This is a genomic window from Jeotgalibacillus salarius (genome assembly GCF_004405125.1).
Taxonomy (GTDB): domain Bacteria; phylum Bacillota; class Bacilli; order Bacillales; family Jeotgalibacillaceae; genus Jeotgalibacillus; species Jeotgalibacillus salarius.
Window position 1 is genome coordinate 140,891 of record NZ_SORX01000007.1, and the last position, 18,740, is coordinate 159,630.

Here is an 18,740-nt window from a genome sequence, read left to right on the forward strand (position 1 = left end):
AAAACTCCATTCGAAAAAGGCAGCCTCCAGATTTAAAACATGGGGGCTGCCTTTTTTTATTTGGCTTTCTTATTCATTCTTCTAGTTTCAGGATCTAAAAAGCTGTATACAATCGGTACAATGTAAAGCGTGAGGAATGTTGAACTGATTAAACCTCCGATTACAGTAATTGCCATCGGTTGATTAATTTCTGTTCCTTCTCCAATACCGAGTGCGAGTGGCACAAGTCCAAGAATTGTTGTCAGTGCTGTCATCAGAATTGGACGGGCACGATCTCTGACAGATGTATAGATTGCATCATAACTCTGCATACCGGATGCTTTACGTTGATTAATGTAATCAACAAGTACAATTCCGTTATTGACGACTATCCCGGTCAGGATCAGGAGACCAATAATTGATGTCACGCTGACAGGTGTCTGGGTGACAAATTGTGCAATAGCCACACCAATAACCATCAGCGGCACTGTAAACATAATGACAAACGGATATTTAAATGACTCAAACTGAGCCGCCATTACAAAGTAAACTAAAACAATAGCCAGTCCCACTGCAAGAAGCATATCCATAATTGAATCTTCAAGCAATTCTCTGTCTCCACCGAATACGACTTCTGTTTCATCAGCCAGATTCAGATCTGCAATTGCCTCATCTACTTCCTGAGACACTGCGCCGAGATTTGAGTTAGTTGTGTAAGAAGCTGTAAACCCTACAGCTGCCTGCTGATCAATTCTCTGAATTGATACAGGACCTTCACCTATTGTAATTTCCGCTACATCGCCAAGTGATATGAATTCTCCTGAAGGTGCTCTTAGCGCAAGTTCTTCAAGTCCGTCTATTGTATTGGCGATTTCTTCATCGTATTGGATATACACATCATATACATCTGAATCATCTGTGATAATCTGTGTCGTTAGTGCGCCTCGTGTAACAGCATTCACTTCCTGGGAAATTTGAGCGGGAGACAAGCCTGCTTCTCTTGCATCTTCCCTATTAATTTCAATTTGGACTTCTTCAACTGTATCTTCAAGATCTGTTTCAACTTCTGTGATTGAATCAAGCTGGATTAATGCATCTCTGATTTGATCAATTGATTCATTCAGACGTGACTCGTTTGTATCCCGCACACTGAATGAAAGCGTCTGCGGTGATGTTCCCGTTGCCGTCTGCAGCGATGCCGAAACTTCTGCAGTTTCATTTACCGAAGTAGCTGCTGCTTCGATGTCAGGGGTAATCTCTTCAATCAGTTCAAATACTGAGGTATCCCGATCATCAAGCGGCTTCATCTTAACAAAAATATTCCCTGATGAGCCGTCCGGCGAATTATCAATACCACCCTGACCAGATGAACCAGCTTGACTCAGGTAAACATCAATTGATTCTTCTTCTCTTAATTCATCTTCGATCGCAGCAATCACTGCTTCAGTTTCTTCAAGTGCAGTACCATTTTCTAATGATACGCTTATATCGAAGAAGCCTTCGTCTGTTGCAGGAAGAAATTGAGTTCCAACGGCGGAAATACCAAATCCACCTGCACCTAATAGAATAAGTGTAATCAGAATGGGTGCCCATCTGTGTTTTAGTGACCACTTTACTGATCCCATAAAACGTTTTGTAAATGGCGATTCTCTTCTTTTTTTCTCAAGATCTTCTTTCGGTTCTTTTAACATTTTACTCGCAAGCATTGGAATAACAGTTAATGCAACAACAAGGGATGCAAATAAACTGAATGAGATGGTCAAAGCAAATTCAGTGAAAAGATCTCCAATTAAACCTTCAATAAATACTACAGGGATAAATACCGCAATTGTAGTAAGCGTGGATGCAGTGATCGCACTTGCAACTTCTTTAGCCCCGTCTCTCGCTGCCGATTTGGGATCTTTCTTCATTCCAAGATGTCTATAAATATTTTCAAGCACAACGATCGCATTATCGACAAGCATACCGATTCCAAGAGCCAGTGCGCCGAGTGTGAAAATATTTAGTGAAAAGTCAGCAAAATACATCAATACAAAAGTCACAATTACTGAGTAAGGAATCGCTACGCCAATAATAATAGGACTTTTAATATTTCTTAAAAATAAGAACAATATGGCCATGGCGAAAATACCACCAAAAATCAATGCACTCGCAATATTTCCAATCGCAAGCTGGATATAATCACCCTGATCAAACAGCACATCTGCAGTAACACTTTCATATTGTTCTTCTTCCAGTAGTGAATCAAGTGCATTTTGAAAAGCTGTTGAAACATCTGCTGTATTTGCATCTGCTTCCTGCAACACGCTGATCAGCACAGCATTCTCATCATTTGCACGCGTAATCACTGACTGCTCCTGTTCACCAAGCTGTACATCTGCAACATCAGCGATTGTAATATCATCACCTGTTTCAGGATCAGATGATACAACCAGCTCTTCAATTTCTTCAACTGAGGTTAATGTGCTCAGTATTCTTGTTGTCAGGCTTTTGCCATCTGTTTCAACGGTATCTCCCGGAAATGAGACATTGTTTGACTGAATGACATTCGAAATGTCTGATTGAGTCAAACCATAAGATTGAAGGTCATCCTGGTCCAGAGAAATTCTCACTTCTTCTGACAGAGAGTTTGAAATATCTACACTGGCAACGCCTTCTGTTCTTGAAAGCTCTACTTCTAACTCTTCAGCAAGGTTACGTATATTCTCGCTTTCATCTGAAGATCTCAGACTCATTTGAATGACTGGGAACTGAGATGGATCAAACTTTAGAACACGGGGCTGATTCGCATCATCCGGCAGCTGAACCTGTTCTACTGCCCGTCTGATATCCTGCTCTACATCATCTATATCTGTTGAAAAATTGAACTCAAGTAATACTAGGTTAGAACCTTCTGTTGAAGTTGACTGCACATTTTCCAAGCCTGGCAGCTGTGCAACCTGAGCTTCAATGGGCTTCGTCACCTTTTCAAGTACTTCTGTCGGTCCTGCTCCCGGATATGAAGTTACTACGACTGAAACCGGGGCATTGATGTTAGGTATCAATTGCAGCGGTATTCTCGTTAGTGAAATTGTACCTATTAAGAGAACGATCAGCATTGTTACGATTGTAAATACTGGCCGTTTGATTGAAAAACGACTGATGTTCAAGTGAAACGCTCCTTCCGCTAGTCCTTATTGACCAGCATTTTACTCTACTTTTCACTATACCGACAAACCTGTCGCTAATCAATTTTAAAATGCGCCGTTCACAATATCATCATATCAGTCGGTTTTGGTAACGGTCCAACCAGTCAAACTATAGATAAGCGTAATGACTGGTGAGATCAGACAGAAGAACGCAAAAGGAAGATAGTCGAGCACTTCAACACCGAGTACACCGGTAATAAACACACCACATACGCCCCAGGGAACCAGTGGATTAATGACAGTGCCCGCATCCTCAAGCACCCTTGAAAGATTTTTTCGCTCAATCTTTTCTGCGTCCACTCTATGAGCAAACGTTTCACCAGTTAACAAGATTGACAAGTATTGCTCACCGATTAAAATATTAGTTCCAATCGCTGTTCCTGCTGCTTTCACAAGCGTTCCTTTACTCTCTTTAATTTGGGCAAAAATTTTAGGGATCACACCGGTTGTAAAAAGTAATCCTCCTAATCCAAGTGCTAAAAATACAAGCGAAATTGTAAACATCATTGATTCCATTCCGCCCCGGTTCAGCAGCTGATTTATTTGATCACTGTCAGATACACCTGTATAACCAGAAAATAGAATTTGAAACAGCTCTGATAATGAAGTACTGCTGTGAATATATGAAATGGCAACACTGAACAAAATGGCTGTGATCAGTGTCAGTAATGCCGGTACTTTTTTTGCTGCAAAAATAAAAAGCAAAACGATTGGCAGTAAGCTATACAAATGCACCAGTCCTGTATCCATCAATTGATCTTTAATCACAGTAATTCCTTCAGCACCAGCTGCACTTTGACTTGTTGGAAACAACAGAAATAATATCGCTGTAAGAACAAATGCAGGAATGGTTGTCCATGACATATGTCGTATATGAGTAAATAAATCTACTCCAACCACAGAAGATGCTAAGTTTGTCGTATCAGATAAAGGTGACATTTTATCACCAAAAAATGCGCCTGAGACAATTGCACCCGCAGTAACTGCCAGGGAGAAATCACGTGAACCGGCTATACTGATAAACACCACACCAACTGTCGCTACAGTTGTAAGGGAGCTCCCTATACTAATTCCGATCACAGCTGTAATCGCGAAAACTGCTGTAAAGAAAAACGGAAAGTCTGTTAAATACATGCCATAAAACATTAAAGTTGGAATGGTCCCTGACAACATAAATGCACTGATTAAAACACCAATAAATAAAAAAATAAAGATAGCTGTCATTCCTGAAGCAGCACCTTGTGTCATACCTTCCTGCAACTCTTTAAAGCTGATCTTTTTAAATAATCCGAACAAAACTAATAGTAAAATTGAAATCATAATTGGAATATGCGGAACTGAACCAAATCCGATCATACTCAGACTCATAATCCCTACAATCATTACAACTATTAATAAACTCTCTGAAATAGAGGGCATTACTGACTGATGTATCTTTTTCACAATAAATCCTCCCGACTGAATAAATTTAGACACAAAAAAATCGCCCCACAGAAGGGACGAAGTAAACTCCGCGGTACCACCCAAATTAGTATGTCACTCACTTTTGATCGTACATCCACTGTAACAGGCGTAATTCAATTACCGGCTGCCTGGGATTTCAGCTTTCTCCCAGTCTCTGTTTGCTGCAGGTCAATAATCTACTGAATCTGTCGGATCATCGCAGTATACTGTTTTACTTAGACGCTTTTAAGCAATAAAGCATACGATGATTTTATATTGAATTGATTAAGCCGTCAACCCTTTATCATTATGATGCTGCTGAAGTATTAATAATCGGTGTTTTTGCTGTAGGCTCAGGCTTTCCGATTAAATATCCCTGACACAGGTCAATTCCGATATCCTTACAAACTTTTAATTCTTCAATTCTTTCCAATCCTTCCGCTAATACAGTAATACCAAGTTCTTTCGATACGTGCGTAACTTCAGAAAGAAAATCCTGTTTATTAATATTTTCATCACATCGGTCAACGTATGACCGGTCAATTTTTACGTAGTTAGGCTCAAGCAATTTTAACATTTCTATTGTAGAAAAACCTGCACCAACGTCATCAAGGGCAACTTTCATGCCTTCACGCTTATAAGTTTGAAACACTTTTTTCAAATGATCTACATCTTGTACTTTTTCAGTTTCGACTACTTCAAAAACCAGATCTGCAGGATCTACATTATATTTGTTCACTACACTGAATGTGTGTTGAAGGCAATATTCCGGGTTATAAATGGTAGAAGGAAGGAAATTAATAAAACTTTTGATACCAGGCTTTATATGGTTTTTTCTGGCACGGATCGCTTCTTCTCTCGCTCGTTGATCAAGAAGTGAATGCATCTCGGCATGACTTGCCACTTGAAACAGCTCATAAGGAGAGATGTTTTTCTCGCTGCTGTCAGCTCTTAATAAAGACTCGTAGGCGTATACTTCTCCTGTTGAGATATTTACAATTGGCTGAAGATGGCTGACAAGTTTTCCATCTTGAATAAATTCAACCGTATCTCTATTTTCAAGTCTCGTTTTGAATAACTCAGCTGTCATAAATTGAGCGTGATTATTTTTAGATGATATTCCGCAGTCAATTTTTTTATTGAGTGCAGTAACTTCACCAGTCATTTCTTCGAGCTGAGTCAAGCTTTGATATCCGGTTTTATATGTACCTTCTAATCCGATAACCGGAAATGATAGCCTGTTAATCTCCTGTTCAGTCACGTTTTTCAAATGAAATGTACCCTCATCAGCAAATTTTATGCTGACCCCGCAATTCACACATTTAGTAAACATTTGTCCGCCCCCATTTTTAATTTCATTTATACTGCTATATATCTACCCTATAAAAGCATACTTTATTCCTACTGATTAGTAAAAAGATAATGCTTTTAAAAATAAATAAGCCTCCTTATAAATTCCTAAGGAGGCAGGTTTTTTGATTAAATTATTTTAAGTTAAAGCTCTGTTAAAGTTGGCTGTTGATTTCCGCTTCAGGCGCACGCTTTCAGCGGCCGGGCGCAGGAGTCACCGCCTTACGCTCCAATCACCAGCTGCCAAAAAATAACACTGGACTGTAAGATAGCTTTGATTAAAGCAGGCTATAAAGTTTAATTTCCGGATGTTTATCCGAAAACCATCGCATTGCAAAATCATTTTCAAATAAGAAAACAAGCTTACCATAGCGATCTTTAACCAGCACGCTTCTCTGTGAAGACATTGAATCTTTGACATCTTCTTCGTTTTCGATCCAGCGGGCAATTTTTGAACCGATGTTTTCCATCATGACGTCTGTGTTATATTCATTTTTCATCCGGTGTTCAAACACTTCAAACTGCAGTTGACCGACTGCTCCAAGAATGATTTCATCCGTTCTGTATGTTTTGTACAGCTGAATAGCACCCTCCTGAACAAGCTGATTGATTCCTTTATGAAAGTGTTTTTGTTTCATCACATTTTTAGCTGTAACTCTCATAAACAATTCCGGAGTAAATTGTGGAAGTTTTTCAAAAGCAAAATTTTTCTTCCCGCCGGTCAGCGTATCACCGATTTGATAGTTGCCTGTATCGTGAATTCCGATGATATCTCCACTCACTGCATTATCAACAGTGTTCCGGTCATCTGCAAGAAATGATGTTGAGGAACTGAGCTTGATCGTTTTACCGGTTCTGCTCAATTGCACTGGCATTCCTCTTTCAAATTTTCCTGAACAGATTCGCAGGAAGGCGATTCGGTCACGGTGGGCAGGATTCATATTCGCCTGAATCTTAAATATAAAGCCGGAAAATTCTTCTTCAGTTGCTTCTATTTCTCCCTGATCCGTTTTTCTCGGTTGAGGTGCCGGAGCAAACTGGAGGTAGGTTTCCAGGAATGTCTGAACTCCGAAATTAGTTAAAGCACTGCCGAAAAATACTGGCGTAACTTCACCATTCTTCAATCGTTCCGTTGTAAATTCATTTCCTGCTTCATTAAGTAGCATAATGTCTTCAAGTGCCTGGTCATAAAATGACGAGTTTTTAATCTCATGATCGCCGTCCAGTTCACCTTCTTCATTTAATGGAAGAAAACGTTGATCCTCTTCTACTCTGAACTGCTCAATCCTTTTATGATAACGGTCATAAATGCCATAAAATTCTTTCCCCATCCCAATTGGCCAATTCATCGCATACGATTCTATCCCGAGTACTTCTTCAAGCTCTTCCATAATTTCAAGTGGTTCTCTTCCCTGACGGTCAAGTTTGTTTACAAACGTGAAAATTGGAATGCCTCTCATTTTACAAACTTTGAATAACTTTAAGGTTTGTGCTTCGATCCCTTTTGCAGCATCAATAATCATAACCGCACTGTCAACAGCCATTAATGTGCGGTAAGTATCTTCACTGAAATCCTGGTGTCCAGGTGTATCGAGAATATTAATTCTTTTATCCAGATAGTCAAACTGCATCACTGAAGATGTAACTGAGATCCCACGCTGTTTCTCAATTTCCATCCAGTCAGACGTTGCATATTTTCCTGTTTTTTTTCCTTTAACAGTACCAGCTGCTCTGATGGCTCCTCCAAAAAGTAAAAGCTGTTCAGTTAAAGTGGTTTTACCGGCATCCGGGTGAGAAATAATCGCAAACGTCCGGCGTGAATTTACATCATCTATAAGTGTCATATCCATTTCCTCTCATGTATTAATTTCTACATTTAACATCATATTAGTTTCTATAGCATATTGCAATGTAACCCGATATGCAAAAAAGCACATTCAGAGTTGTGCAAAAATTAAACACGTTGTATAAATAAGTTGTACATTACTTGTACCAATTAAAAAAAGGAGCGTGATTTGTGTGAAGAAACTTTTTAGTTCAATCGCTGCAGCAATCATGGTTATGGCAATGATGGGAGGCGCAGCTCTGGCTGACAATCACGAAGGCGGAGAAGGTTGGGTTCGAGTCATTCACGCATCACCTGACGCACCGGCAGTAGATGTATACGTCAATGGTGATGCAGTCGTTGAAGGCGCAGAATTTAAAGCATTCACAGATTACTTAGCACTTCCTGCAGGAGATCACGAAGTTGAAATCTTCCCTGCCGGAGATACTGAAACAGCTGTCATTTCTGAAACTCTTACAGTTGAAGAAGGAATGTACTATACTGCAGCTGCTGTAGGAACACTTGATAGCATTGAGCTTAATGTAACACAAGATGACCTTACAATTGGTGAAGGAATGACTAAAGTTCGTGCAGGACACTTCTCTCCGGATGCACCGGCAGTTGATGTTGGTCTAATCGATGGAGATGCAGTATTCTCAGGAGCAGAATTCCCTGGTGTTACTGATTTTGTAGAACTTGAAGCTGGCACATATGACTTAGAAGTACGTACGCCAGAAGGTGATCAGGTACTTGATCTGTCTGGTACAGCACTAGAAGCTGGTACAGCATACAGCGTATATGCAGTTAATACGCTTGATAGCATTGAGCCATTAGTGGTCACTGCAGCTGCAGCTGAAAGCATGCCTTCTGAAATGCCTGAAACAGGTATGGGTGGAGCAGCTAACCAGTCGAATGCAGGTATGATGGCAGTTGCAGCTATGGCTGCTGGAGCAGCATTACTGGTTGTATTCCGCAAGCGCGTATTCCAATCATAATTAAACAATGAAAAAACTATTGATATTTACAGGGCTGATTTTGATGGTGGGCGGCTGCTCATCATCTGATCAGCTTTTTTCTGCAGATACGGCTGCTCCTCCTGCAGAAGAACCTGAAATGAGTGAAGAGTTGAAACAGAATTCGACTGAGCCACAAGTCCAGGAAAATGATGAAACTACTGAAACAGTTGGAACGAATGAAGCTACAGTTAAATCAATCGTGCAGAATGTTTCACTCACACCAAATAGAGTGACAATTCCGGCAATCGGTGTAGATGCTGTTATTAATCCTTATGGTCTTGATGAATCCGGCGGCATGGCAGTACCGGATAATGGCGAAGAAGTTGCATGGTTTTCACCGGGATACAAGCCCGGGCAAAAAGGAAATGCAGTTCTTGCCGGTCATGTAGACAGCGAAAAAGCTCCCGCTGTTTTCTGGGATCTCAAAGAACTGACTCCGGGTGATGAAATTACAGTGACTGATGCTAATGGAGAAACACTCGTTTTTGTGGTGAAAGATTCAGTAGCTTACGATACTGGTGAGGCACCAATTGAAGATATTTTTGGTTCCTCGCCTGAAAGAGGATTAAACCTGATTACATGTACAGGTTATTTTGATCGTGGCAATGGTGGATATGTTGAAAGATTAGTAGTTTATACAGAATTAAAGGCTGATCAGACATGATCAGCCTTTAAATTAATTACATTTCACTCGTCCATTGACGAATGCGTGATGATAATTCTTCCGCTTCATTTGAATCTGTTTGTTTAGTAATAGAATGTTTGATACTCGTGTAAAGTTCTTCCCCTGCTTCATCATATTTGAAAAAATAGGACCACTCTAAAGATGGAATTGCAACAAGGATCGATTCTTCTTTTTTGTTCTCATGAATATACACGGATCTTTCGCCGTTTGAACCATAGCTTTTTCTGATTTTCAAGTAGTTCTCCTCCTCAGATGTCAGACATCATACATTTGTTTGACGTTTCTGTGACGCTTATTGAAACGCTTGCATTTGCATTGTAGAATGAGAAAAGCAATAAAGCAACACACACAACAATAATTGTTAGGAGCTGTCAACATGAACATTTTATGGGGATTTGCAGGGATTTTAACCGTCCTGGGCATCGCCTTTATTTTTTCTAATAACAGAATGCAGATTAAATGGCGTCCTGTACTCGGGGGACTGGCCATTCAGTTAACTTTCGCTTTTATTGTTCTTCAGACAAGTTTTGGAGCACAGTTTTTAGAAACTTTGACTCTTGGCGTTAATAACATCATTAACTATGCAAATGCAGGTATTGATTTTGTGCTTGGAGGATTCGCGTACGCAAATCCGGACAATCCTATGGTTTTTGCATTTAATGTATTAACAATTATTATTTTCTTCTCGTCTCTTATTTCTGTACTGTATTATTTGAAAGTAATGCAGGTTGTTGTTAAATTTCTCGGTGGTGGACTATCGTGGTTACTTGGCACACGAAAAGCAGAGTCTATGTCAGCAGCTGCAAACATCTTTGTTGGTCAGACTGAAGCACCGCTGGTTATTAAACCTTATCTTAAAAACATGACAAACTCAGAGCTTTTTGCAGTTATGACAGGAGGACTTGCATCAGTAGCTGGTGCTGTTCTTGTAGGGGTCGCTGCGCTAGGCGTACCATTGGAATACTTGTTAGCAGCAAGTTTCATGGCTGCTCCTGCAGGACTAGTTATGGCAAAAATGTTTGTACCTGAAACAGATAACACACCTGACCCGGATGACTTTAAAATGGAGGCAGATGAAGATGCTTCTAACGTGGTTGATGCAGCCGCAAAAGGAGCTTCTACAGGTTTGCAGCTTGCCTTGAACGTAGGTGCAATGCTGATTGCATTTATCGCTCTAATCGCAATGCTAAACGGAATTCTTGGCGGAATTGGTGGCTGGTTTGGATTCGAACAGCTATCAATTGAATTGATCCTTGGTTATGTTTTCGCACCTCTCGCATTTGCAATTGGTATTCCGTGGGATGAAGCAATCCGTGCCGGTAATTTTATTGGTCAAAAGCTAGTACTGAATGAATTTGTTGCTTATGCAAATTTCGCTCCTGAAATAGATACTTTCTCAGATAAATCTGTTGCCATTATCACATTCGCACTTTGTGGATTTGCCAATATTTCATCTCTGGCTATCCTGCTTGGCGGGCTTGGTAACCTTGCACCTGAGAGACGTCCTGACATTGCACGCTTGGGTATCCGTGCGGTAGCAGCTGGTGCACTTGCATCTATGCTTTCTGCTTCAATCGCAGGTATGTTCTTCTAATAAACAAGATAGTAAAAAGGGTTGTCCATTTTAATTGGACAACCCTTTTTGTGATTTAAAATCTCTCTGCAATAACATTCAGCGCAATATCACTGTCGCTATGCGGATATTTAGTGCTTTCAATGATCTGATAGTCTTCATGTCCTTTACCTGCAAAAATAATAATATCGTCCGGTTCTGCCTGCTGCATCAGATGTCTGACGGCGTCTCCTCTGTCACCAATACATGCATAGCCGTTGTGCATCATTCCTTTTTCAAGATCTGACGTGATGCTGTCATAGCTTTCATAACGCGGATCATCAGTAGTTAGTACAACATAGTCTGCAAGAGAAGCCATTTTTGCCATGGCAGGACGCTTAGTCTTATCCCGGTTTCCACCAGTTCCAATTAAAAACAGAATTCTGTTTTTCTTAAATGGCATGACAGACTTAATTGCTTTCTCAATTGCATCCGGTGTATGTGCATAATCAATATAGATTGACAATGGTGCTTCAGTCGGCACCAGCTGCATTCTGCCTGATACAGGCGCAATGTCTTTTAATGCTTCCACAAGGTCTGATACTTGATAGCCTTTCGCATAGAGTGCCGCGATGGCAGCCAGCGTGTTTGATACATTGAATGTACCAAGAAGCTGCGTTTCTAATTGAAACTCGCCTTCAGGTGATAAAAGTTTGTAATATGTGCGATCAGACATATATTGAATATCTTCGGCATAGAAATCTGCCTGCTTTTCCATACTGTAACTGATCACTTCATGAGGAGTCATTTGTGCAAACCGCTCAAACCACTCATCATCAAGATTCAGTACCGCAGCTTTTTTCTTTGTTAAATCCTGCCCAAGTTGTGAAAACAAAAGTCCTTTGGCGTAACCATAATGCTCCATAGTATGGTGATAATCAAGATGATCATGACTGAGGTTAGTAAATACGGCCACATCAAAATCAATCCCCCACAAACGCCCTTCAACAAGCCCGTGTGAAGATACTTCAAATATCATATTATCAACACCATGCTTCTCTGCTGTATGAATCATTCTTTGTGTTGTCAACAGATCACTTGTAGTATTCGCACTTTGGCGAAGGTCTCCATCCAGATCGAATCCAATCGTGCCTGAGAGTGCAGAGCGCCCACCCAGTTTTCTGATCAATTCATGAATTAACGTGGAAACTGATGTTTTACCATTTGTTCCGGTTACACCAAATACGTTCATATTGTTAGATGGTGAACCGTAGAACCGGTCAGATAACACAGCAAGTGCGCGTGAAGAGTTTTTAACGATCACCTGAGCAGCTTCTGCAGAAGATATATCCAGCTCTTTTTCTGAGATAATCAGTTTTGCTCCCTGCTTAACGGCCTGTCCGGCAAAATCGTGACCGTCCACTGTGTAACCTTTTTGACAAATAAAGGCCGCTCCTTCCTTCACAGCTCTTGAATCGACTTCAAGTTCATTTATTTCTTCAGGAAGTATCCCTATTTGTTTAATAATTTTCAGGTTTTCTATGAATTCATTTGTTTTCATCTCTAATTCCTCACTCGTTAGAAGGTTTCTTCATCTGATATTTTACTCTTTTTTTCTATAACTTCAATCTTTACTTAAAGAAGACTGGAGATAATGAAGAATGAGAGACTCAGTGTTATACAGTGACTTTTCGTGTGTACGTTCATTGGCATGTGACGCGTCCACCCCTGCACCAATTAATCCATGCTTGATGTCTGCTCCCGCTCTCACTGCAGCAGAAGCGTCAGAACCATAGTAATTATATAAGTCGACTTTATAAGCAATATTATTTTCTTTTGCTAACTGAACGAGATGCTTTCTTAAGCCATAATGGTAAGGGCCTGAGCTGTCTTTTGCACAGATCGATACTGTAAATTCATCGGAGCTCTGACCATCTCCCAGCGCCCCCATATCCACTGCAATATATTCTTTTGTCTCGAAAGGAATGTTTGAATTGCCCCCAAAGCCGATTTCTTCATTATTCGCAATGATGAAATGCGTCGTATAAGGAAGTGTGATTCCATCATTTTTGATTTGTTCTGCAGCTTTCATCAGCATGGCTACACTCGCTTTGTCATCGATATGGCGTGATTTAAAAAATCCACTTTCTGTAATCTGAGGGCGTGGATCAAATGAAATGAAATCTCCAACTGATATACCCAATTTTTCTGTATCTTCTTTTGAATGAACGACTTCATCCAGCCTTACTTCCATATTCTGTTCATTACGTTCAGCTGATCCGGCATCTTTATATGTATGAACTGACGCCTGATGGAGCAAAATAGTGCCGGTATATTTACTGCCTTCTGATGTTTCAACTGTGCAGTATTCCCCTTCTGCAGCGTTCCAGCGAAATCCTCCGATCATAGACAGCCTTAACCTGCCATCAGATTTGATCTCCTTCACCATGGCACCAAGTGTATCTACATGCGCAGTCAAAACGCGGTGCTCATTCATGTTTTCACCGTGAAATGTGGCAATCAGCCCGCCTTTGTTGGTAATCCTTGACGGAATGTTTCGTTCTGAAAACCAGTCTTTGATATATGTAATGATTTCAAAAGTGTTTCCTGATGGACTTGGAATAGATACCAGTTCCTTTAGTAAATCCACTGTTTCTTTTGAGTTGGGCTGCATATTTGAACCTCCTGTAAAATTTCATCTATAGACCAGTTTACTACACTGTTATAAAAAGACAAAACGGACTACCTGAGTCCGCTTTGTCTTAATCATCCCATACAGTACTCATAACCTCTCCGGTAATGGCATTGACCTGAACAGTTGCTTCATCATCATCATCTGATTCAATCTCAATCAAAAAGTAAGTTACACCATTTGACTGTTCAAGGTCAACATCATCAACTTCACCATTTACTGCGTCGAGCGCAATTTCAATGGCTTCCGGTTCAGATAATATTCTTGCAGGTTCTTCGGTTTCTTTCGACTCTTCATTTGTTACTTCTGCTTCTCCTGATATCGCATTAACAAGTAGTGTCACGATACGTGTTTCCTCTTCTAGCACAACTTCAAAGTTTTTTTGTCCATTTGACTCCGATAGCGTACTTGATACCACCTCACCATCACTTCGCTGCCTGGCAACTTCAATTGCTTCCTCTTCAGTTATTTCTTTCTGGTCTGCTTCAGATTGACGATCATGTAAAGATATATTTTCAAGATAAGCAACACTGTTATTTTCACGGTCTATTTCTAACTCATAAAAACCCTGGTCATTTTCCAGGCTGAATAAAAAAGTATTCCCGCTTTCTTCAACAAGTTCTGCATTGCTTCCCGGATATCTTTCATTAATGAGTTGAATGGCTTCTTCTTGAGACATTGGAGCAGCTGAAGTACCTGAAGTCATAAACTGCTGAACGACTACAATCAGAATCAGAACGATGAGGGCACCACCGGTCATCCATATAATCCTTTGCTTATTCACCGTTTTCACCTCAGCTTTTTCCTTAATCATACCCGGTACAAATTAGAATTTAATGAGAAACCCATTAAAAATTAATTTGAAAAAGGATTGATGCAGTCGTGCCTTTTCCTTCTGTACTTTGAAGCGAAATCTCCATGCCGAGAGCCTCTGATAATTCTTTTGCCAGTGATAAACCAAGACCCGAACCACCCGACGCTCTTGTTCTTGCTTTATCTACTCTGTAAAATCTGTCAAATACTTTCGGCAGGTCATCTTCCGGGATACCGATTCCTTTATCTTCCACGGTGATTTTCCCTTGCTGACCCTCAGTATTTAATTTCACTTTGATTTCCTGTTTACTATATTTAATGGCATTATCCATAAGGATATAAATAAGCTGTTTTAATTTTTGTTTATCTGCTGATGCAACAATACTTTCTTCCGCTTCAAATACAATTTCTCTTCTGTATGCATTTCTGAAACCTTGAACAGATTCCTCCAATAAATACTTGATGTCAAACTCTTCGATCGAAAGTTTCCACTGCTCCCCGTGCTTGGCAAGCAATAGCAGCTGTTGAGTTAAATCTTTCATCCTGATAGCCTCGGAGTGAATCGCTTCAACCGATTCCCCTACCACTTCCGGGTTGTCAATTCCTCTGCGCTTAATCAAACTGGCATAACTTTCGATGACTGTGAGAGGCGTTTTCAGCTCATGAGATGCATTAGCAACAAATTGCTCCTGCTTCTCATAGTTGGTTTCAAGGAGATTCATCATATGGTTAAAACTGTCTCCCATCTCATACAATTCGTCTTTGGATTTCTCTTCAAGAGGAATTCTTTTAAATTCACCGCTCTTTTGTATTTCTTTCATCGTCCCTGTCATTGCCCTGATTGGTCCCATTATGACATTACCTAAAAGCCTGCCTGAAATGAATACAGGAATAAGTGCAAGTATCATTACCCCTGCAAGCGTATTTCGTAACACTTGCAAATTTGATACAGCCGTATCAATACTTTCATACATTTGCAGATTCACAACTGAGCCATCCGTCCATATGACTGGTATCGATACAAATGTATATTTTCCGTGATCTAAATCCACTATTTCAGCAAGTTGATTATTGTAAAAAGTTTTTTCGGTATTTCTCAACTCATTTTGCCCCGCTGATATTGCTGTTCCAAGAGAGGCGGAGTCATTAGTGACGATTGAAGCAGCACCATTTAGAGGACCAAAAGCTCTTAATAAATCTTCTTCAGGAATCAGTCCTGCACTACTAATCATGCCCGCCGCCGTATTGGATGCATTCATTTCAGCCGAGTTAAGCTCACTATTATAAGTAACATTACTGAACGTGAAATAAATGGCCAGACTGATTAAAAACAGGAGAATTGCAAATACTCCAGACGTATATAAATGGATTTTATGCTGGAGCTTCATTCAGTCACCTTCAATACATACCCGACCCCTCTGACAGTATGGATTAACTGTGGGCATTCCCCGAGGTCTATCTTCTTGCGTAAGTATCTGATATATACATCAACAACGTTTGTATCACCGTAATAATCATATCCCCACACTGCATTCAATATTTGTTCCCTGTTTAATACCTGTCTGATATTTTTCAACATATACACCAACAAATCAAATTCACGCGGTGTTAAATCAATTTCATTTGAGCCTCTTTTTACTTCTCTGGTCTGTTCATTCAACACAAGATCCCCTGCAGACAAATTTGACTGCAGATCAGATCTCTTAGTCCGCAGTACTGCTCTTACCCGGGCCAGCAACTCTTCAATTTGGAATGGTTTTGTAATATAGTCGTTGGCGCCAAGATCGAGCCCCGAAACTTTGTCCTCAACTGAATCTTTTGCAGTCAGCAAAATTACCGGCGTCTGGTTGTCTGAAGAGCGGATTCTCCGAAGCAGTTCGATCCCTGTCATTTCAGGAAGCATGACATCAAGCAGAATCAAATCCCATTCCCCTGATCTGTATTTTTCAAGTGCTTCATAGCCCGAAAACGCTTTTTCGGTTGAATACCCTTCAAAGCCCAGTTCAAGCTCCAATACACGGGCGATTTTTTCTTCATCTTCAACGATCAGCACTTTTTTCTTCATGACGATCTCTCCCGGTTCATTTTAAAAATATTGTAGCACAGGTTTCATAACGCTTCCTTTTTGAACTTCGATGTTACAATATTGATGAACTTTATTAAGAGAGGAAGATTTGATGGCTGAACATACTTTTCATTTACAAGCTGAATGGCCAGGTGGACGGAATAATGTCGGAACAATTGAGTCCGGAAATTTGAAGACAGAAATCTCAATCCCTCCTGAAATGAACGGTCCGGGTATCGGAACAAATCCTGATGAAATGCTGCTGGGTGCTGCAGCTACCTGCTATATCATTACACTTGCTGCAAAGCTTGAACGTGCAGATATTTCAGTTGAAGAAATGTCTATGGGTTCTGAGGGCATTGTTGAAGTGGATTCTAAAGGTGTTATCACTTATAAAACAATTATTCATCGGCCTTTCGTAAAAGCAGAGGCCAAATATAAGGACAAGATAGAGCGTTATATGGAGCAATCCGAACAAAGCTGTATGATTTCACGTGCGTTAAAAGGAAATGTTGAAATCAGGCTTGAGAAAAACTTTCAATCTATTTAGAGCATCAAAATGTTTCTATCTTTCTAATTGTGGAAAACATAGAGTATTACACAATTAGGAGGATTTATAATGATCAAACATAAACTTTATATAAACGGACAATATGCAGACTCAACCGGTGATGAATGGATTGATATTATTAATCCAGCTACTGAAGAAGTTATTTCACAGACGCCAAAAGGAACAGAAGAAGATGTGAACAAAGCAATTGACGCAGCTTTTGAAGCTCAAAAACAATGGGAAAAGGTTCCTTCCAATGAACGCGGAAAAATTGTAAGAAAGCTTGGGGATCAAATAAAAGAAAAACGTGAGACTTTCATTAATCTGTTAATCGAGGAACAGGGTAAGCCAAAGGATCAGGCTTCTGATGAAGTAGATACAGCGATTGATTATTTTCATTATATGTCAGAATGGGGACGCAGAATTGAAGGTGAGATCGTCCCAAGTGACCGACCGAATGAGAATATTTTAATCTATAAAAAACCTATTGGTGTTGTAGCCGGAATCGTACCATGGAACTTCCCGGTTTTTATCCTCGCAAGAAAAGTTGCGACAGCACTTATAGCAGGATGCACGATTGTATTGAAACCAAGTCAGCAGACGCCAAACACAGCCGCCGAGTTCACCAAAATCATTGATGGTATGGAAGAGATCCCTAAAGGTGTTTACAATTATGTAACTGGAACTGGCTCTACAATTGGTAACGTGATGGCTTCACATTCAAAAGTTGGAATCGTTACAATGACTGGCAGCGTCGGTGCTGGAACAAAAGTAATGGAAGCTGCTGCTCAGAATATTACTAAAGTCAATTTAGAATTAGGTGGTAAAGCACCTGCGATTGTAACGGAGAATGCAGATCTGGATCTTGCAGTCAAACATATTGTGACTTCAAGGTTAACAAACTCCGGTCAGGCTTGTACGAATGCTGAACGTGTATACGTACAGGAATCCGTTGCTGAAGATTTCACAAAAAAATTGACTGAAGCGATGGAAAAATCTCGGGCTGGAAACCCTAACGAAGAGTCTGACCTGGATATCGGTCCACTCGTCAGTAAAGATCGACTTGATGAAGTCCACGAGATGGTAGAGAAAGCTGTTAGGGAAGGCGCAGAAATCTTAACAGGTGGAAAACCGATTGACCGAGAAAAAGGCTTCTTCTATCCTCCTACTGTTCTGGGTAACGTAAAGCATGAATCGTCAATTATTAAAGAAGAAATATTTGGACCTGTACTACCGATTGTCACTTACAAAACTCTGGATGAAGCAATTGAAATGAGTAATGATACTGAATTCGGACTTTCTTCCTCTGTTTATACAGAAAACTATCATGAAACAATGAGAGTCATTAATGGTTTGAAGTTTGGTGAAACTTTCGTCAATCGTGAAAATTTTGAAGCGCTGCAGGGATATCACGCTGGTGTTCGCAAGTCAGGGCTGGGCGGAGCTGACGGCAAACATGGCCTTGATGACTTCCTTGTCACACATGTTGCGTATATGCAGTATAAAACAGAGTAATATGGTAAAAGACCCATGCGATAAAAAAGCATGGGTCTTTTTTCTTCTTTTTGCTCTTAAATTGTTT

General features: G+C 40.2%; 15 protein-coding genes. 5 read left to right on the plus strand and 10 right to left on the minus strand.

Features of this window, described 5'->3' with window-relative positions:
• Positions 1-56: 56 nt before the first annotated feature.
• The 4 genes from E2626_RS12815 to E2626_RS12830 form a co-directional block, all read right to left on the minus strand.
• Positions 57-3,128 carry an efflux RND transporter permease subunit gene (locus E2626_RS12815; protein ID WP_134382166.1) on the minus strand — a complete coding sequence of 1,024 codons (3,072 nt, stop codon included), beginning with the start codon at positions 3,126-3,128 and terminating at the stop codon, positions 57-59.
• A gap of 114 nt (positions 3,129-3,242) precedes the next feature.
• Positions 3,243-4,610, minus strand: a complete 1,368-nt coding sequence (nhaC, locus tag E2626_RS12820) for a Na+/H+ antiporter NhaC (protein WP_244094325.1) — start codon at positions 4,608-4,610, stop codon at positions 3,243-3,245.
• A 307-nt stretch (positions 4,611-4,917) separates the two neighbouring features.
• The gene (locus E2626_RS12825; RefSeq protein ID WP_134382167.1) at positions 4,918-5,943 is read right to left on the minus strand and encodes an EAL domain-containing protein; all 1,026 of its coding nucleotides are present in this window, start codon (positions 5,941-5,943) and stop codon (positions 4,918-4,920) included.
• Between the two features lie 295 nt (positions 5,944-6,238).
• Positions 6,239-7,804 carry a peptide chain release factor 3 gene (locus tag E2626_RS12830; RefSeq protein WP_134382168.1) on the minus strand — a complete coding sequence of 522 codons (1,566 nt, stop codon included), beginning with the start codon at positions 7,802-7,804 and terminating at the stop codon, positions 6,239-6,241.
• Positions 7,805-7,979: 175 nt separating this feature from the next.
• Between E2626_RS12830 and E2626_RS12835 the strand changes: the two genes are divergently transcribed.
• On the plus strand, positions 7,980-8,780 hold the full coding sequence (locus tag E2626_RS12835) for a DUF4397 domain-containing protein (protein ID WP_134382169.1): 801 nt from the start codon (positions 7,980-7,982) through the stop codon (positions 8,778-8,780).
• Positions 8,781-8,787: 7 nt separating this feature from the next.
• Positions 8,788-9,465: a class F sortase gene (locus E2626_RS12840; RefSeq protein WP_134382170.1), complete on the plus strand. Its 678-nt coding sequence runs from the start codon at positions 8,788-8,790 to the stop codon at positions 9,463-9,465.
• Between the two features lie 16 nt (positions 9,466-9,481).
• Here the strand turns inward: E2626_RS12840 and E2626_RS12845 are convergent, their stop codons facing one another.
• Positions 9,482-9,721, minus strand: a complete 240-nt coding sequence (locus E2626_RS12845) for a YueH family protein (RefSeq protein WP_134382171.1) — start codon at positions 9,719-9,721, stop codon at positions 9,482-9,484.
• A 141-nt stretch (positions 9,722-9,862) separates the two neighbouring features.
• Here E2626_RS12845 and E2626_RS12850 point away from each other — a divergent pair, with 141 nt between their 5' ends.
• The gene (locus tag E2626_RS12850) at positions 9,863-11,080 is read left to right on the plus strand and encodes a NupC/NupG family nucleoside CNT transporter (protein ID WP_134382172.1); all 1,218 of its coding nucleotides are present in this window, start codon (positions 9,863-9,865) and stop codon (positions 11,078-11,080) included.
• Positions 11,081-11,135: 55 nt separating this feature from the next.
• Here the strand turns inward: E2626_RS12850 and E2626_RS12855 are convergent, their stop codons facing one another.
• The 5 genes from E2626_RS12855 to E2626_RS12875 all read right to left on the minus strand — a co-directional run bounded on the left by E2626_RS12855 (position 11,136) and on the right by E2626_RS12875 (position 16,608).
• The gene (locus tag E2626_RS12855) at positions 11,136-12,599 is read right to left on the minus strand and encodes a UDP-N-acetylmuramoyl-L-alanyl-D-glutamate--2,6-diaminopimelate ligase (protein ID WP_134382173.1); all 1,464 of its coding nucleotides are present in this window, start codon (positions 12,597-12,599) and stop codon (positions 11,136-11,138) included.
• Between the two features lie 63 nt (positions 12,600-12,662).
• Entirely contained in the window at positions 12,663-13,712 is a 1,050-nt protein-coding gene (locus E2626_RS12860) for a M42 family metallopeptidase (protein WP_134382174.1), read from the minus strand.
• Positions 13,713-13,800: 88 nt separating this feature from the next.
• Positions 13,801-14,514 (minus strand): PepSY domain-containing protein, encoded by a 714-nt coding sequence (locus E2626_RS12865; protein ID WP_244094326.1) that lies wholly within the window; start codon positions 14,512-14,514, stop codon positions 13,801-13,803.
• A gap of 64 nt (positions 14,515-14,578) precedes the next feature.
• The gene (locus E2626_RS12870) at positions 14,579-15,931 is read right to left on the minus strand and encodes a sensor histidine kinase (protein WP_134382175.1); all 1,353 of its coding nucleotides are present in this window, start codon (positions 15,929-15,931) and stop codon (positions 14,579-14,581) included.
• A complete protein-coding gene (locus tag E2626_RS12875; protein ID WP_134382176.1) occupies positions 15,928-16,608 on the minus strand; it encodes a response regulator transcription factor in 681 nt (226 codons plus the stop codon). Before E2626_RS12875 ends, E2626_RS12870 begins: the two co-directional genes overlap by 4 nt.
• Before the next feature lie 112 nt (positions 16,609-16,720).
• On the opposite strand from E2626_RS12875, the gene E2626_RS12880 reads away from it, so the two are divergent.
• Positions 16,721-17,158 carry an SACOL1771 family peroxiredoxin gene (locus tag E2626_RS12880; RefSeq protein WP_134382177.1) on the plus strand — a complete coding sequence of 146 codons (438 nt, stop codon included), beginning with the start codon at positions 16,721-16,723 and terminating at the stop codon, positions 17,156-17,158.
• A gap of 69 nt (positions 17,159-17,227) precedes the next feature.
• On the plus strand, positions 17,228-18,673 hold the full coding sequence (gene aldA, locus E2626_RS12885; protein WP_134382178.1) for an aldehyde dehydrogenase: 1,446 nt from the start codon (positions 17,228-17,230) through the stop codon (positions 18,671-18,673).
• The last annotated feature ends 67 nt before the right edge of the window (positions 18,674-18,740 follow it).

Coding starts and splice junctions, on each gene's coding strand:
- E2626_RS12825 (WP_134382167.1), bottom strand. CDS start 5,943: ATGTTTACTAAATGTGTGAATTGCGGGGTCAGCATAAAATTTGCTGAT.
- E2626_RS12830 (WP_134382168.1), bottom strand. CDS start 7,804: ATGACACTTATAGATGATGTAAATTCACGCCGGACGTTTGCGATTATT.
- E2626_RS12840 (WP_134382170.1), top strand. CDS start 8,788: ATGAAAAAACTATTGATATTTACAGGGCTGATTTTGATGGTGGGCGGC.
- E2626_RS12850 (WP_134382172.1), top strand. CDS start 9,863: ATGAACATTTTATGGGGATTTGCAGGGATTTTAACCGTCCTGGGCATC.
- E2626_RS12855 (WP_134382173.1), bottom strand. CDS start 12,599: ATGAAAACAAATGAATTCATAGAAAACCTGAAAATTATTAAACAAATA.
- E2626_RS12860 (WP_134382174.1), bottom strand. CDS start 13,712: ATGCAGCCCAACTCAAAAGAAACAGTGGATTTACTAAAGGAACTGGTA.
- E2626_RS12870 (WP_134382175.1), bottom strand. CDS start 15,931: ATGAAGCTCCAGCATAAAATCCATTTATATACGTCTGGAGTATTTGCA.
- E2626_RS12875 (WP_134382176.1), bottom strand. CDS start 16,608: ATGAAGAAAAAAGTGCTGATCGTTGAAGATGAAGAAAAAATCGCCCGT.
- E2626_RS12880 (WP_134382177.1), top strand. CDS start 16,721: ATGGCTGAACATACTTTTCATTTACAAGCTGAATGGCCAGGTGGACGG.
- aldA (WP_134382178.1), top strand. CDS start 17,228: ATGATCAAACATAAACTTTATATAAACGGACAATATGCAGACTCAACC.